The organism is Ruegeria atlantica (genome assembly GCF_013033965.1).
In the GTDB taxonomy this organism is placed as follows: domain Bacteria; phylum Pseudomonadota; class Alphaproteobacteria; order Rhodobacterales; family Rhodobacteraceae; genus Ruegeria; species Ruegeria atlantica_D.
In genome coordinates, this window is sequence record NZ_WQFE01000002.1 from 230,034 (window position 1) to 244,458 (window position 14,425).

Below are 14,425 nucleotides of genomic sequence, written 5' to 3' on the forward strand. Positions count from 1 at the left end.
TGGACTTAATTGACGCAACAATCGGAAAATAATCCCAGGTCTGGAGGTTTCGCATGGCGGGGTATGATGATCGTGACGGTGTCATCTGGTTGGATGGCAAACTGGTGCCCTGGCGCGAAGCCAATGTGCACATCCTGACCCATGCGATGCATTATGCGTCTTCGGTGTTCGAAGGTGAGCGTGCGTATAACGGCAAGATCTTCAAAAGTCGCGAACATTCCCAGCGTTTGATTGCCTCGGCCGAGGCTCTGGATATGCCGATGCCGTATTCGGTGGACGACATCGAGGCCGCCAAGGAAGAAGCGCTGAAGGCCAGTGGCCTGCAGGACGCCTATGTCCGCGCGCTGGTCTGGCGCGGCTCGGGCGACGATATGGGTGTGGCATCGGCCAAGAACCCGGTCCGGATGGCCGTGGCTGTTTGGCCATGGGGTGCCTATTATGGCGACGCCAAGATGCAGGGCGCCAAGCTGGATATCGCGGAATGGAAACGCCCCAGCCCGGAGACCATTCCGGTGCACGCCAAGGCGGCAGGTCTTTACATGATCTGCACCATCTCGAAACATAAGGCCGAGGCCAAGGGCTGCTCGGACGCGCTGTTCATGGACTGGCGCGGTTATGTGGCCGAGGCGACCGGTGCGAATGTGTTCTTCGTGAAAGATGGTGAGGTTCATACACCTCTGGCCGATTGCTTCCTGAACGGGATCACCCGCCAGACCGTCATTCAGATGCTCAAGGACAAAGGCATCACTGTTCACGAACGCCGCATCAAGCCCGAGGAAATGGCCGATTTCGAACAATGCTGGCTGACCGGCACGGCTGCCGAAGTGACCCCGGTGGGCCAGATCGGCGACTATACGTTTGAGGTCGGAGATCTGACCCGCGAGATCGCCGCCGATTACGAGGCTCTGGTCCGCGCCTGATCGAAACCGGAAACATCTAGTGAAGCCCTCGCGTTTTCGCGGGGGTTTTTCTTTGCTGGTCGTTCAAATGAAATTGCGGTTCGTTCACCGGGCTGGACGAATGCGCAACCGGATGTACGTTAAACCCATGTTAGATCTACTGAGCGATATTCTCACCCGTTTGTCTCTGCGGGGTACGTTTTACTTCCGCACGTCTTTTACTCCGCCGTTTGGCATTCAGGTGCCGGCCTTTCAGAACGTCGCTCGGTTTCACTTCGTGCAGCGCGGAGAATTGAATGTATACGTCTCTAATACAGGCGACATGCTGCGTCTGAAGCAAGGTGATCTGATCCTGATTCCGCATGGTTCTGCCCACGCGTTGTTGTGTAATGAGGTCAAGCCACTGGATGCATTGCCACTCGAACAGGTGCTGCAAGACTCCGGATACCAAGGCGATGGCGTTCTCATTTACGGCGGCGAAGACAAAAGCCGTGATACGCAATTGATCTGCGGTCATTTCTCATTCACAGGCCCGCCAGGGCGGCAGGGTACCGGGCATATGCTGATTGACCGGCTTCCCCCGTACATCCTGATCGAAAATTATGGCGAAGAGGCCGGGGCCTGGATCGAAGCCACCCTGCGTATGATCGGGTCCGAGATCACCGGCGCGCGGATCGGTGGTGACCTTATTGCGCTGAAACTGTCCGAAGTATTGTTCGCGCAGGCCATCCGCGCCCATCTTGAACACCAAAGCCCCAGCGATACCGCGCTTGCCGGGTTCGCCGACCCGCGCATATCACGCGCATTGACTGCTTTTCATCGAGCCCCTGCGCAGGAATGGAGCGTCGAGTCCCTGGCACGTGAGGCTGGAATGTCTCGCACTGCGTTCGCGCAACTCTTTACAGAGAAGTTAGGCACAACGCCCATGCAATACTTAACCGATTGGCGAATGCAGATTGCCTGTCACGGTCTGACCGAGGCGCGCTGGAACGTGGCCGACGCGGCGGCCGAAGTCGGCTATGCCTCGGAGGCCGCCTTTTCGCGGGTGTTCAAGAAACAGGTTGGCGTATCACCGGCTGCCTATCGCTCGATGCACTAATTGATCCGGTATTCTGAACGATCTGCAATATTTCACGAACGATCCCGAATTAAACGTTCCGATTTTCTTTCCTAACTTGTGGTCATCCCATGAAAGGAAAGGAACTCTCATGTCTCTGCGATTTGTCACCCGTTCTGTTCACGCCTATCTGGATTATCCGGTTGCCTTGGCACTGATGGTGCTGCCCTTTGTGTTGGGTCTGGGCCAGTCCAACCCGATGGCCTTGTGGCTGTCTGTTGTTACCGGCATTGCGGCCTTTGTGCTTACCGTCCTGACCGATCACCACTTGGGGATCTGGCGCGTTCTTCCATACAAGTACCACCTTGCGGTCGATCTGCTGGTCGGTGTGGCGTTTCTGGCCGCGCCCAGCCTGTTTGGATTCTCGGGGCTCGATGCAGTCTATTACTGGCTGAATGGTGCTGCGGTGGTTGCCGTCATTTCGCTTAGTGCACCAGAGGAGGGTGTTACTGCCTGAACCAGAAGCATTTTTCTCCGCTTAATAACGTAAAGCCTCCTGAACCAATGCCGCCTGCCTAACGGACGGGCGGCATTTAGCGTTCATACAGAGGCGTTGATTTTTGACCTTGCAAAGTCCGACAAAAATAGTCAGATAAAAGGCAAGGCCAGATGTGCTAGCATCCAGCACAGAATTTCGAGGCGGTCTGCGTGCATAGCACATGGTAAAGTGAGGGCACGCCACCGTCTCGAAAACGACGCGCATCGAAGGCGCGGACAGGTTACGGAGGTTGATGATGGGCGATCCGCTCGACGAAATCATGGCTCGGCACGAAGCGGCCACTGCTTGCGGGTGTTGCTGTGACGACGACTATTGCGCCTATGTCGACAAGCCGAAGGCAGCCCGGGGCAGCAGGGGTGAACAAACGTTGCCTGCCAGCGCTGCCAGCCAGCGCGGGTCGGTCCGGTTTCTCAACGAAAACCCGCAAGCGTAACAGCCCCGGTTTGGGGCTGTTTAGTCTCTGATGTTTAGAAATCCACGCCGCGCTGGGCTTTGATACCGGCCTGAAACGGGTGCTTTTCTTCGGTCATTTCGGTGACCAGATCCGCATAGTCACGCAAAGCCTGCGGCGCGTCTCGACCTGTCAGGAACACGCCGGTCTTGTCAGACCGCTCATTCAGGCCGTCGATCACCTGATCGACCGTCAGGTACTCGTACCGAAGCGCGATGTTGATCTCGTCTAGCACGACCAGATCGTAGTCACCGCTGGACATCAACGCGCGTGCCTTATCGAAAGCCGAGTTCGCGGCGGCGATGTCGCGTTCCCGGTCCTGGGTATCCCAGGTGAAACCTTCACCCATCGTGTGCCAGGTCACCAGATCGCGTTCTTCGAAAAAGCGACGCTCGCCGGTTTTCCACTTGCCCTTGATGAACTGAACAACGGCGACCTTCTGACCCCAACCCAAGGCGCGGATTACAACCCCGAACGCGGCCGAGGATTTGCCCTTGCCTTTACCGGTGTTGATCAGCACCAGCCCGCGGTCCGGATCAACGGCCTCGGACACTTTCTTACGGTGCTGGGCCTGCACCTTTTGCATCTTTTCCTTGTGATCCTGTGCATCGCTCATGGGAAACCCTCATCTTGTGTTGGGCACACCCTAGGGGAAGTTTTGCAAAGGTAAAGATCAGGCTTTGGGATCGGTGACCGAGCGTGCCTTGCCGCGCTCCAATCCCAGTTGGTGTTCCCGCCAGATCACCACGATATTACCTGCAATCACCAGTGCTGCCCCGGCCAACATCACCGCCGTCGGCAGTTCACTGAACCAGACATAGCCAATGACGATAGCAAACAGCATCGAGGTATAATCATACGGTGCCAGCATCGAGGCCTGACCAAAGCGATAGGACGAGGTCACCAGAATCTGGGCAACGCCCCCGATCAGACCAGCCAGAATCAAAAAGGTAGCCTGTTCCCAAGTGGGCATGACCCAACCCCCAAAAATTGTGAGCCCGGACAGGATGGTCGCCGTCATCGAGAAATAGAAAACAATCGCAGCCGGATGATCGACCTGCACCAGTTGCCGGATGTGGATCTGCACAAAGGCCCGGGCGACAGTCGCACCCAGAATGCACAAAGCGCCTAATGTGGCCGCAGCCTCCATGTTGTTGCCACCCAGCCGCGGCCAGATCATGATCAGAACACCCAAAAGGCCGACGGATACGGCGGCGATCCTGATTTTTCGGATACGTTCTCCCAACATGGCCGCGGCAAGGATCAGGGTGAAAATAGGCGTGGCGTACCCGATCGCAGTGGCTTCGGGCAACGGGATCAGGCCAAGGCCAGTGAACGTAAGCCCCATCGCCGTGGTCCCCAGAACGCCGCGCCAGAAATGGCCCGAGGGTTTGCGGACAACGAAACCCTGCGCCAATTCTCCACGTGCGACCAACCAGATGACAATGACGGGAATGGCAAAGAGAGATCGGAAGAATACCATTTCGCCGGGCGGAAAGTGATCGGACTGCGCCTTGATAACGGCTGCCATCACGGTGAACAGAAACACCGCACTCACTTTCAGAGCGACAGCCAGCAAAGGTCGATGTGATGTTAAGGATTTTGCCATCGGCGCGAACCTGCGCTTTTGGCGAGGAAAGATCAACGCGCCGTTTACAGATTCGTCCAATCAGGTGGCAGAGGGCTCCCGATCTCTTGCGCGAACTCTTCCAGAAACCGGATCATGCGCGAAATTCTGCGCTGTGCAATTTCTCGGCCACCCTCGGTCAACATATCACCTGGCAGGCCCAGCAGTTTGACTTTCCAGTGGTCGATCGAAAAATGCAGGTCGTCCAGTGGACGGTTGGCGGCAAAGGGATCCGCCGGATCATAAAGCGACCGTCCCAACGCGCCGGAGACCGAGAAGTTCCGGGCAACGCCAATCGCCCCCAGCGCATCCAACCTGTCCGCATCGCGCAAGATGCAGGCCTCGGGCGTCTCCGGTGTGATGTTGGCCGAAAAGCTGTGCGCTTCAATTGCGTGTTTGATCGCCTGAATCTGGTCCTCGGAATAGCCCAGATTAGCCAGAATAGACTCTGATTTCTCAGCCGATCGGCGCGATGCCAAATGGCGGTCGGGGTCGTCCTTCGACAGGTTGACCAGATCATGCAGGTATGCGGCTGCCAGCAGCACGGGCATGTCGGTCTGATCATCGGCAATGGACTGAGCGTTCACCCAGACCCGGTCCAGATGGGCCAGGTCATGGGCGGGGTCGGTTTCCATACGCTGCGCAACGACGGCACGCAGGCGTGTGCGCAGATCAGCCGATCCGTCCACGGTTCTCTCCGATCTGGCCGCGATGCAGCAACAGGTGGTCGAGGATCACGCAGGCCATCATCGCTTCACCCACCGGTACGGCGCGAATACCGACGCAGGGGTCATGGCGCCCCTTGGTGATGATCTCGGTCTCTTCACCGGACTTGGTTATGGTCTTGCGTGTGGTCAGGATCGACGATGTCGGTTTGACTGCGAACCGCACAACAACGTCCTGCCCGGTTGAGATTCCGCCAAGAATACCGCCTGCGTGGTTTGAACTGTATTGTGGGCCATTCTGACCCATGAAGATCTCGTCCGCATTTGCCTCACCCGTCAATTCGGCAGCGGCCATCCCTTCACCGATCTCAACGCCCTTCACCGCATTGATCGACATCATCGCAGCGGCCAAATCAGTATCTAACTTGGCATAAACCGGCGCGCCGATCCCGGCAGGGACGCCGCGTGCCACAACCTCAACAATCGCGCCAACCGAGTTTCCGGACTTGCGCAGATCGTCCAGGTAAGCCGCCCAGTCCTCAGCCGCTTGAGCATCGGGGGTCCAGAACGGATTCTGTTCGATCTGGGACCAGTCGAAGTTGTCCCGGTCGATTTTATACGGCCCGATCTGAGTCATGTAGCCGGTGATTTGCACATTCGGGGCAATTTGCTTGATCGCTTCGCGGGCCAACCCACCAGCCGCAACACGTGAGGCAGTTTCCCGAGCCGAACTGCGCCCGCCACCGCGATAGTCGCGAATGCCGTATTTCTGCCAGTAGGTGATGTCGGCGTGACCGGGACGGAACTTGTCCATGATATCGCCGTAGTCTTTCGAGCGCTGATCGGTGTTTTCGATCATCAGCTGCACCGGCGTACCCGTTGTCTGGCCTTCAAACACGCCGGACAGGATTTTCACCTGATCGGGTTCGCGCCGCTGAGTGGTGAATTTGTTCTGACCCGGTTTGCGCTTGTCCAGCCAGTGCTGAATCATGCCCTCATCGATCGCAACGCCCGGAGGGCAGCCATCGACGGTCGCGCCCAACGCGGGCCCGTGGCTTTCACCCCAGGTGGTGACACGGAAGAGGTGGCCATAACTGTTCATCGACATGGGGCATGCTCCTTTGAGCGTCGTGATTAGCGGGCAAGGCCCTTGGCCTCAAGCGGATTTGCGGTTGGGGCGTGTTTGCCCCAACCCAATGACCTTACGCAGCAGTGGCCAGTTGTGCGCGTGTCGTGTTGATTTTCAGCGCAGCTTGTGCGGCTTCGCGGCCTTTCTCTACAAAATGCGCGCGGTAGATGGCGTTGTGGTGATCGGTCTCCTGATACTGATGCGGCGTCAGGGAAACAGACAGGACCGGTACGCCTGTATCCATGCCAGCGCGCATCAACCCGTCTACAACGGCCTGAGCCACGAAATCATGCCGGTAAATGCCACCGTCCACGACAAACGCCGCGCAGGCAACCGCAGCATAGCGGCCGGTTTGGGCCAGATCGCGGGCCAGCAGCGGCATCTCGAACGCGCCAGGGACGTCATAAACATCAACCTGATCGACGGGGATAAGCTCCAGAAACCCTTTGAGAGCCTGGTCAACGATATCGGAATGCCAGTTGGCTTTCACAAAAGCATAGCGGGTGTGTGTCATCATGATCTCCTTTCGTAACAGACACGTCACCCAAGGCGATCACGGGCAGGCGCAGGCAACAGCCGACGCACTGCACGTTCTCTTTCATCCGGACTGTAACCGTCGGCTCTGGCATCTCACCAGATCTGCTGACACCCCGCAAACCGGGGCCGCTCGCGGGCTTACGGGTCAACGCCCGCATACCGCCGGTGGGGAATTTCGCCCCGCCCTGAGAACAGCGGGACCTTGCCAAGGTGCGAAGGGTTCTGCAAGAGATTTTGCAGGAGGACCGCCATGCATCCCAATCCGTCTTTTCGCGCAGAAGAGACCGCGCGACACATCACCTTTGCACTCGACCGCGCGTTCGGGGTACTGGCGGTTTCGACGGACGAAGCACCGTTGATCAGCCATGTACCGTTTCTGCTGTCTGAGGATGGCGCGCAGGCTGAGCTGCATCTCGTCAGGTCCAACCCGATCGTGCGCATACTGAAAGACCCTAAATCAGCCCGAATCGCCGTCACGGGTCCGGACGGTTATGTGTCACCTGATTGGTATGGGATCGACGATCAGGTCCCGACCTGGAACTACGTCGCCGTGCATCTGTCAGGTCATTTGGAGCAGCGACCTCAAGAAGAGTTGCTGGACCTGCTAAATCGCCAGTCCGCCTTCTATGAGGAACGTCTGATGCCCAAACCCCCATGGACGACCAGCAAGATGAGTTCAGACGCATTGGATCGAATGATGCGGATGATCGTTCCTTTCCGTCTGCGTATCGACGACATTCAGGGCACCTGGAAATTGAACCAGAACAAACCCGACGCAGCCCGCCTGCGCGCGGCGGAACATATTGCACATAACGGGATCGGATCCGAGCTTGAGGCTCTGCAAAAGTTGATGAGCGGTGGTGGCGAGGGCACCAATTGACGGGTTTTGTTTTGCGTTTCGTCCTGTAGAGTTTCGGCAATTCAGGGAGACCGCTTATGAAACTCTATTTCAGCCCTACTTCGCCCTATGTCCGCAAAGTCATGGTTTTGTTGCATGAAACAGACCAGTTGCAGGATGTTGAGCTGGTCACTGCAGCAACTACCCCGATTGACCCGTCAGAGGCGTTGCTGGCCAAGGTGCCATTGACGAAAGTTCCGGCATTGGAGCGTCCCGATGGCCCAACCCTGTTTGATAGCCGCGTCATTTGCGCCTTTCTGAACAACCGCGCAAAAGCGGGGCTGTATCAAGAAGGGGCCGCGCAGTGGGATGTGCTGACGCTTGAGGCGCTGGCGGATGGTATTCTGGATGCGGCGTTGCTGATTACCTACGAGGGTCGGATGCGGCCTGAAGACAAACAGTGGGATGGCTGGGCGGATGCGCAGTGGGACAAGATCGAACGTGCCTGTGCCGCATTGAATCAGAGATGGATGGCGCACCTGTCGGGTTCGCTGGACATGGGGCAGGTTGCTGTAGCCTGCGCGCTGGGCTACCTCGATTTCCGTCACGACGCGCGCGGGTGGCGCAAAGGAAATGACGCGCTGGCCGCGTGGTGCGAGAACTTTGCCGAACGTCCCAGCATGGTTGCTACGCAGCCGCCGACTTGAATTGAGACTGAAACGCTGGCCGCTCTGATATCAGAACGACCAGCAACGGCGATCACTCGCTGAAGGTCGCGAGATAGGCCGCGATGTCGTCAGCGCCCTTCTTTAGCCTGACGCTCATATTGGGGCGCGCGGTTTCGTCGTCCAGATATTCCTTGATGAATACGATCGGGTCTTTGGAATACGTGGCGATATTCTCTTGCGTCCAGACCAGCCCTTCCTGACCGGCGCGGATCATGTCGTCGGTGAACATTCCGATGGGCAAACGCTCGCTTCCGTTCAGGTAATCTGACTCGGTTCCGGCGACACGCCCGACGACTCCGTAAAGATTCGGGCCGGTTATGCCGCCTTTGACCAGAACTTGGCCATCTTTGATGATTGCGTGGCAAGAAGAGCAGCGATTGTAGAGTTTTTCACCTTTCGCCGGATCACCGGCCGCGGCGACCTGAGACGACATGGTCAGTGCGAAGGTCAGTACATGTGCAAAGAGCTTTGACATAGAGAACGTCCTAAAGTGGTTCGGATATCTTCAGGGCCATCGTCGATTCCCGTCAAAAGTGCAATCGAAAACAGGCATGGCTAGACCATTGTAAAATATGTATTTTCTACTCAATTTATGCACAGTTGCGGACCTGCTGCACAATAAGGCTTAAGTGGTATAACAAGGTCAGGATTTCGCAAATCCGTACCCGATGAACTGTCTGGGACAGGAACAGATCTACAAATCTTGATCATGCATACGCAGAGCGAATCACATTAGAACTGAACAGCGGCGGTTGGCGGATTTCTTCGCATAAACGCGCCGATAGCTTGAAAATTTTGCCCTTCGTTGTGACATGAAAGCCCAGATACGGCGCACTGCGCGCCTATGACCGCTGGACGAACCGATTTCTCCCGGCTAGATAGCCGCGATGAGACGCCGCTTTGATGCGGTGCTGATGCATGTTTGCCCGCGCCCGCGGGCGCCGGAATCGGAGAAAACCTCGTGTCCCACGCAGAAGACCACGAAGGCACCCGCAGAGATTTCCTCTACTACGTCGCAGGCGGCGCAGGTGTCGTTGCGACGGGTGCAGCCGTATGGCCCCTGATCAATCAAATGAACCCATCGGCAGACGTTCAGGCGCTGTCCTCGATCCGCGTGGATGTGAGTGGCGTTGAACCCGGTACACAGTTGACCGTGAAATGGCTGGGTAAACCCGTGTTTGTCCGCCACCGCACAGGTGCCGAGATTCAAGAAGCACAGGAACAGGATGCCGAAGGTGTTGACGCACTGCCTGATCCGCTGGCGCGCAACTTCAACCTCAGCGCTGACGCACCGGCGACCGACGCCAACCGTGTGATGCCGTCGCCCGAAGGCGAAGCGCCGGGCGCGTGGATTGTGCAGATGGGCGTATGTACGCACCTCGGCTGTGTGCCTCTGGGCGATGCAGGTGACTTTGGTGGCTGGTTCTGCCCCTGCCACGGATCGCACTACGATCTGGCCGGACGTATCCGCAAGGGACCCGCACCTGAAAACCTGCCTGTTCCGCCTGCGGAATGGGTGGACAACAGCACCATCAAGCTCGGCTAAGGGAGACCCAAACTTATGTCCGGAATTCCCCACGATCATTACGAGCCGAAGACAAACGGCGAGAAGTGGCTGAACAGCCGCCTGCCCATCGTCGGCCTGATTTACGACACCATCATGATCCCCACCCCCAAGAACCTGAACTGGTGGTGGATCTGGGGCATCGTCCTGGCGTTCTGCCTGGCGCTGCAAATCGTCACCGGTATCGTTCTGGTGATGCACTACACCCCGCATGTTGATCTGGCCTTTGCCAGCATTGAACACATTATGCGCAACGTGAATGGCGGCTACTTTATCCGTTATCTGCACATGAACGGCGCGTCGCTGTTCTTTGTCGCGGTCTACATTCACATGTTCCGTGGCCTGTACTATGGCTCGTACAAAGCCCCGCGTGAAATCACATGGATCATCGGTATGCTGATCTATCTGATGATGATGGGCACCGCCTTCATGGGCTACGTTCTGCCTTGGGGGCAGATGTCCTTCTGGGGTGCGACCGTGATCACCGGCCTGTTTGGCGCGATCCCGTTTGTGGGTGACGCGATTCAGACCTGGCTGCTGGGCGGACCGGCGGTGGACAATGCCACGCTGAACCGCTTCTTCTCGCTGCACTACCTGCTGCCGTTTGTGATTGCGGCGCTGGTCATCGTGCACATCTGGGCTTTCCACACCACCGGCAACAACAACCCCACTGGTGTTGAAGTTCGCCGCACGTCGAAAGCCGAGGCCGAGAAAGACACCCTGCCTTTCTGGCCGTACTTCGTGATCAAGGACCTGTTCGCGCTGGCCGTGATCCTGGTCGTGTTCTGGGCGGTTGTCGGCTTCATGCCGAACTATCTGGGCCACCCGGACAACTACATCGAAGCGAACCCGCTGGTCACACCTGCACACATCGTGCCCGAATGGTACTTCCTGCCGTTCTACGCGATCCTGCGCGCCTTCACCGGTGAGGTCTGGGTCGTTCAGTTCGCCAGCTTCATCACCGGCGGCATCATCGACGCCAAGTTCTTCGGTGTGATTGCGATGTTCGGTGCGATTCTGGCCATGGCGCTGGCGCCCTGGCTGGACACGTCGACCGTGCGTTCGGGCAAGTATCGCCCGATGTTCAAATGGTGGTTCTACCTGTTGATCATCGACTTCTTTGCCCTGATGTGGTTGGGAGCGATGCCCGCGGAAGAGCCCTATGCGACCTTCTCGCTGATCGCATCGGCCTACTGGTTCGCCTATTTCTTCGTGATCCTGCCGATCCTTGGTGTTATCGAAAAGCCGCTGCCGCAGCCCGAGACCATCGAGGAAGACTTCAACGCGCATTATGGCAAGGCTGACGCCGACGCCACGCCGGCCGAGTAAGAAGAGGGACCGGAAACATGTTCAAGAAACTTGCAATCGGTGCCGCGTTTGCTTTGGCCCTTACCCCTGCTGCGTCCTTCGCAGCAGGTGGCGGCGAACAGCACATCGAAGACTTCCACTTCTCGTTCGAAGGCCCCTTTGGCACCTGGGATCAAAACCAGCTGCAGCGCGGTCTTCAGATCTATACCGAGGTTTGCGCGGCCTGCCACGGCCTGCGCTATGTGCCTCTGCGTGATCTCGAAGCGCTGGGCTATTCAGAAGAAGAAGTCATCGCCTATTCGGCAGAAAACTTCGAAGTGTTCGACCCCGAGCTGGACGACTTCCGTCCGGCCATCCCAACCGACCACTTCCCGGTCAATGACGGTGTTGGCGCACCGGACCTGAGCCTGATGGCCAAGGCCCGCGCCGGTTTCCACGGACCCTATGGTCTGGGGATCAACCAGTTTTTCAAAGGTATGGGTGGTGCAGAGTACATCGCCTCGCTGCTGGACGGCTATACCGGTGAAGAGAAAGAAGAAGCAGGCACCATCCTGTACGAGAACAAAGCCTTCCCTGGAGGCTGGATTTCGATGGCGCCGCCTCTGGCCGAAGATCAGGTTGAATTCACCGATGGCCATCCGGCCACCGTTGAAGCCATGTCCGAGGACATCGCGGCCTTCCTGATGTGGACCGCCGAGCCGAAGATGATGGAGCGCAAATACTCGGGCTTCGTCGGTGTGATCTTCCTGTCGCTCCTGTCGGTGCTGCTGTACCTCGTCAACAAACGCTTGTGGGCTGGTGTGAAAGGTAAGCGCCAGCACTAAGTCCGCCTGCAGACAGAATTGAAAACCCCCGCACCATCCGGTTGCGGGGGTTTTTTCTTGCCTGCTCGGTGAAGGGGCCAGCCCCTTCTTGGCCTGCGGCCAATTCAACCCCGAGGTATTTTTGGCCAGATGAAGAGCGGATCAGGCTTTGAGTTGGGTGTCGGTTTGTCCGATGATCGTTGCAGTCACGATCTGACCCTCGGGCTGGGGGGTGTTGAACGCGACCTCGGTGAATTGCTCGGTTCGGCCCATATGCGGGTTCTCCATCAAGATGTGATGGGTATTGCCGATCTGAGCCTGCAGATGCTTTGTAACCTGTGCTTCGCCCGCTGCACGCAGGCGGGCAGCGCGATCCTTGATGAGTTTACCGTTCACCTGCTGTGGGATGCGGGCCGCCGGAGTACCTTCGCGTTTGGAATAGGGGAAGACGTGCAGCCAGGTCAGCTCGCAGTCGCTCACCAGCTTTAGCGAGTTTTCGAAATGCGCGTCTGTTTCGGTTGGGAAACCGGCGATAATGTCGGCGCCAAAGGTCATGTCTGGGCGCAATTTTCGCGCCTCTTCGGTAAAGCGGATGGCATCGTCACGCAGGTGGCGTCTTTTCATCCGTTTCAGGATCAGGTCGTCACCATGCTGCAGTGACAGATGCAGGTGGGGCATCAGGCGCGGCTCGGTCGCAATCGCCTGCATCAGGTTCTCATCCACCTCGATCGAGTCGATCGAGCTGATCCGCAGGCGCGGTAGATCGGGCACCAGTTTGAGGATGCGCATGACCAGATCGCCCAGCTTGGGCTGTACTGGCAGGTCTGCGCCCCACGACGTCAGGTCAACGCCTGTCAGAACGACCTCGTTGTAGCCCCGGTCGACCAGCCGCTTGATCTGATCCACCACAACGCCCGCAGGGACGCTGCGCGAGTTCCCACGACCGTAGGGAATGATGCAGAAGGTGCAGCGATGATCGCAGCCATTCTGGACCTGCACATAGGCGCGAGACCGGGTTCCGAAACCGTCGATCAGGTGGCCTGCGGTTTCGGTAACGGACATGATGTCGTCGACCTGCACCGCCTCGGTTTCGCCGATGAAATCAGCGGCCATGCCAGTCCACGTCTCGGGTTGCATCTTTTCCATGTTGCCAATGACCGCATCGACCTCGTCCATCTGGGCAAAGGTTTCGGGCTCGGTCTGGGCCGCACAGCCGGTCACGATCAACCGTGCATCAGGGTTTTCCCGTCGCAGCTTGCGGATTTCCTGCCGGGCTTTGCGCACTGCCTCAGCTGTAACGGCGCAGGTGTTCACGATCACCGCGTCGGTCAGTCCGGCCTGCGCCGACAGCTCTTTCATCGCTTCGGTTTCATACGCATTCAGGCGGCAACCCAGCGTCGTGAATTTGGGGGCGCTCATCCCAGCGACTCCAGGAATTCCGGTGTCAGCGTGCCCGAGAAGACATGGCAGGTGGGTCCGGTCATCCAGACGCCATCGTCGCGCCAGTCGATCCAGATCGTCCCGCCATCCAGCTCAATTTGTACTTTGCGCCCGGTCAGGCCGCGACGTGCGGCCGCAACGGACGTGGCGCAAGAGGACGAGCCTGAGGCCAGAGTGACGCCTACGCCACGTTCCCACACGCGCATACGGATATGATCCGGCCCGATGATTTGCGCGACCTGCACATTGGTGCGCTCGGGGTAAAGCGGGTGATGTTCATAGCGCGAACCGAACTCGATCAGAGGGATGGCTTCCGCGTCGTCGACAAAGAATGTGCAGTGTGGGTTGCCCATCCCGGTGGCTGTCGGTGTGCCTTCGATCGGAAGCTCCAATGTGTCGACCTCTTCAGCCAGCGGAATCTCGTTCCAGTTCAGCTGTGGCTGGCCCATGTTGACCGAGGTCAGGCCGTCGCCGGCGTCTTGCGCATAAAGGGTGCCGCGTTCGGTCGTCAGTGTCAGTTCGGATTTGCCCGACTCCTCCATCAGGAAGCGGGCAATGCAGCGGGTGGCATTTCCGCATGCCGCCGAGGTGGATCCATCTGAATTATAAAACACCAGATGCGCATCCGCCTCGCCGTTTTCGATAACAGCCAGCTGGTCGAAACCTACGCCGAATTGCCGATGCCCAATTCCCCGCGCAAGCGCTGGGGTAATCCGCGCCAAAGACGCGCGCGCATCCACAACGACAAAGTCATTGCCCAGCCCGTGCATCTTCATGAAGGGCAAACCAGTGTTCTGTAATCCTTGCATGGCGGGCATAT

General features: G+C 58.0%; 17 protein-coding genes and 1 riboswitch. Of the genes, 9 read left to right on the forward strand and 8 right to left on the reverse strand.

Annotated features, from left to right (window positions below):
• Positions 1-53: 53 nt before the first annotated feature.
• The 4 genes from GOW16_RS05000 (at position 54) to GOW16_RS05015 (ending at position 2,948) form a co-directional block, all read left to right on the forward strand.
• Entirely contained in the window at positions 54-920 is an 867-nt protein-coding gene (locus GOW16_RS05000) for a branched-chain amino acid aminotransferase (RefSeq protein WP_170411197.1), read from the forward strand.
• Positions 921-1,047: 127 nt separating this feature from the next.
• Positions 1,048-1,998, forward strand: a complete 951-nt coding sequence (locus GOW16_RS05005) for an AraC family transcriptional regulator (protein WP_170411200.1) — start codon at positions 1,048-1,050, stop codon at positions 1,996-1,998.
• Between the two features lie 109 nt (positions 1,999-2,107).
• A complete protein-coding gene (locus GOW16_RS05010; protein WP_170411203.1) occupies positions 2,108-2,473 on the forward strand; it encodes an SPW repeat domain-containing protein in 366 nt (121 codons plus the stop codon).
• A 277-nt stretch (positions 2,474-2,750) separates the two neighbouring features.
• Positions 2,751-2,948 (forward strand): hypothetical protein, encoded by a 198-nt coding sequence (locus GOW16_RS05015; RefSeq protein WP_170411206.1) that lies wholly within the window; start codon positions 2,751-2,753, stop codon positions 2,946-2,948.
• A 34-nt stretch (positions 2,949-2,982) separates the two neighbouring features.
• On the opposite strand, the gene cobO is transcribed toward GOW16_RS05015, so the two are convergent.
• From cobO to GOW16_RS05040, 5 genes are all read right to left on the reverse strand, one after another.
• Entirely contained in the window at positions 2,983-3,582 is a 600-nt protein-coding gene (gene cobO / locus GOW16_RS05020) for a cob(I)yrinic acid a,c-diamide adenosyltransferase (protein ID WP_170411209.1), read from the reverse strand.
• Between the two features lie 57 nt (positions 3,583-3,639).
• Positions 3,640-4,575 carry a DMT family transporter gene (locus tag GOW16_RS05025; protein WP_170411212.1) on the reverse strand — a complete coding sequence of 312 codons (936 nt, stop codon included), beginning with the start codon at positions 4,573-4,575 and terminating at the stop codon, positions 3,640-3,642.
• Positions 4,576-4,619: 44 nt separating this feature from the next.
• Positions 4,620-5,282: an HD domain-containing protein gene (locus tag GOW16_RS05030; protein ID WP_170411215.1), complete on the reverse strand. Its 663-nt coding sequence runs from the start codon at positions 5,280-5,282 to the stop codon at positions 4,620-4,622.
• On the reverse strand, positions 5,266-6,366 hold the full coding sequence (gene aroC, locus GOW16_RS05035) for a chorismate synthase (protein ID WP_170411218.1): 1,101 nt from the start codon (positions 6,364-6,366) through the stop codon (positions 5,266-5,268). Before aroC ends, GOW16_RS05030 begins: the two co-directional genes overlap by 17 nt.
• 94 nt (positions 6,367-6,460) lie before the next feature.
• Positions 6,461-6,901: a 6,7-dimethyl-8-ribityllumazine synthase gene (locus tag GOW16_RS05040; protein WP_170411222.1), complete on the reverse strand. Its 441-nt coding sequence runs from the start codon at positions 6,899-6,901 to the stop codon at positions 6,461-6,463.
• A 72-nt stretch (positions 6,902-6,973) separates the two neighbouring features.
• A riboswitch (FMN riboswitch) is annotated at positions 6,974-7,121 on the reverse strand.
• A gap of 53 nt (positions 7,122-7,174) precedes the next feature.
• Here GOW16_RS05040 and GOW16_RS05045 point away from each other — a divergent pair.
• Positions 7,175-7,804 carry an FMN-binding negative transcriptional regulator gene (locus GOW16_RS05045; RefSeq protein ID WP_170411225.1) on the forward strand — a complete coding sequence of 210 codons (630 nt, stop codon included), beginning with the start codon at positions 7,175-7,177 and terminating at the stop codon, positions 7,802-7,804.
• 56 nt (positions 7,805-7,860) lie between these two features.
• Complete coding sequence (locus GOW16_RS05050) at positions 7,861-8,469, forward strand: glutathione S-transferase (RefSeq protein ID WP_170411228.1); 609 nt, start codon at positions 7,861-7,863, stop codon at positions 8,467-8,469.
• A 52-nt stretch (positions 8,470-8,521) separates the two neighbouring features.
• On the opposite strand, the gene GOW16_RS05055 is transcribed toward GOW16_RS05050, so the two are convergent.
• Positions 8,522-8,965 (reverse strand): c-type cytochrome, encoded by a 444-nt coding sequence (locus tag GOW16_RS05055; protein WP_170411231.1) that lies wholly within the window; start codon positions 8,963-8,965, stop codon positions 8,522-8,524.
• Between the two features lie 486 nt (positions 8,966-9,451).
• Here GOW16_RS05055 and petA point away from each other — a divergent pair, with 486 nt between their 5' ends.
• From petA to GOW16_RS05070, 3 genes are read left to right on the forward strand one after another with little or no spacing between them, the layout of a single operon-like run.
• Positions 9,452-10,036: a ubiquinol-cytochrome c reductase iron-sulfur subunit gene (gene petA / locus GOW16_RS05060; protein ID WP_152459513.1), complete on the forward strand. Its 585-nt coding sequence runs from the start codon at positions 9,452-9,454 to the stop codon at positions 10,034-10,036.
• A 15-nt stretch (positions 10,037-10,051) separates the two neighbouring features.
• Positions 10,052-11,383 (forward strand): cytochrome b, encoded by a 1,332-nt coding sequence (petB, locus tag GOW16_RS05065; protein ID WP_170411233.1) that lies wholly within the window; start codon positions 10,052-10,054, stop codon positions 11,381-11,383.
• Between the two features lie 17 nt (positions 11,384-11,400).
• Positions 11,401-12,186 carry a cytochrome c1 gene (locus tag GOW16_RS05070; RefSeq protein ID WP_170411236.1) on the forward strand — a complete coding sequence of 262 codons (786 nt, stop codon included), beginning with the start codon at positions 11,401-11,403 and terminating at the stop codon, positions 12,184-12,186.
• Positions 12,187-12,327: 141 nt separating this feature from the next.
• On the opposite strand, the gene mtaB is transcribed toward GOW16_RS05070, so the two are convergent.
• Both mtaB and dapF read right to left on the reverse strand, forming a co-directional pair.
• Positions 12,328-13,584, reverse strand: a complete 1,257-nt coding sequence (gene mtaB / locus GOW16_RS05075) for a tRNA (N(6)-L-threonylcarbamoyladenosine(37)-C(2))-methylthiotransferase MtaB (protein WP_170411239.1) — start codon at positions 13,582-13,584, stop codon at positions 12,328-12,330.
• Positions 13,581-14,423 (reverse strand): diaminopimelate epimerase, encoded by an 843-nt coding sequence (dapF, locus tag GOW16_RS05080; protein WP_170411242.1) that lies wholly within the window; start codon positions 14,421-14,423, stop codon positions 13,581-13,583. The genes mtaB and dapF overlap by 4 nt, the downstream gene beginning before the upstream one ends.
• Positions 14,424-14,425 lie beyond the last annotated feature (2 nt).

Coding starts and splice junctions, on each gene's coding strand:
- GOW16_RS05070 (WP_170411236.1), top strand. CDS start 11,401: ATGTTCAAGAAACTTGCAATCGGTGCCGCGTTTGCTTTGGCCCTTACC.
- GOW16_RS05040 (WP_170411222.1), bottom strand. CDS start 6,901: ATGACACACACCCGCTATGCTTTTGTGAAAGCCAACTGGCATTCCGAT.
- GOW16_RS05045 (WP_170411225.1), top strand. CDS start 7,175: ATGCATCCCAATCCGTCTTTTCGCGCAGAAGAGACCGCGCGACACATC.
- petB (WP_170411233.1), top strand. CDS start 10,052: ATGTCCGGAATTCCCCACGATCATTACGAGCCGAAGACAAACGGCGAG.
- GOW16_RS05015 (WP_170411206.1), top strand. CDS start 2,751: ATGGGCGATCCGCTCGACGAAATCATGGCTCGGCACGAAGCGGCCACT.
- GOW16_RS05025 (WP_170411212.1), bottom strand. CDS start 4,575: ATGGCAAAATCCTTAACATCACATCGACCTTTGCTGGCTGTCGCTCTG.
- aroC (WP_170411218.1), bottom strand. CDS start 6,366: ATGTCGATGAACAGTTATGGCCACCTCTTCCGTGTCACCACCTGGGGT.
- GOW16_RS05050 (WP_170411228.1), top strand. CDS start 7,861: ATGAAACTCTATTTCAGCCCTACTTCGCCCTATGTCCGCAAAGTCATG.
- GOW16_RS05010 (WP_170411203.1), top strand. CDS start 2,108: ATGTCTCTGCGATTTGTCACCCGTTCTGTTCACGCCTATCTGGATTAT.
- mtaB (WP_170411239.1), bottom strand. CDS start 13,584: ATGAGCGCCCCCAAATTCACGACGCTGGGTTGCCGCCTGAATGCGTAT.
- GOW16_RS05000 (WP_170411197.1), top strand. CDS start 54: ATGGCGGGGTATGATGATCGTGACGGTGTCATCTGGTTGGATGGCAAA.
- cobO (WP_170411209.1), bottom strand. CDS start 3,582: ATGAGCGATGCACAGGATCACAAGGAAAAGATGCAAAAGGTGCAGGCC.
- GOW16_RS05005 (WP_170411200.1), top strand. CDS start 1,048: ATGTTAGATCTACTGAGCGATATTCTCACCCGTTTGTCTCTGCGGGGT.
- dapF (WP_170411242.1), bottom strand. CDS start 14,423: ATGCCCGCCATGCAAGGATTACAGAACACTGGTTTGCCCTTCATGAAG.
- GOW16_RS05055 (WP_170411231.1), bottom strand. CDS start 8,965: ATGTCAAAGCTCTTTGCACATGTACTGACCTTCGCACTGACCATGTCG.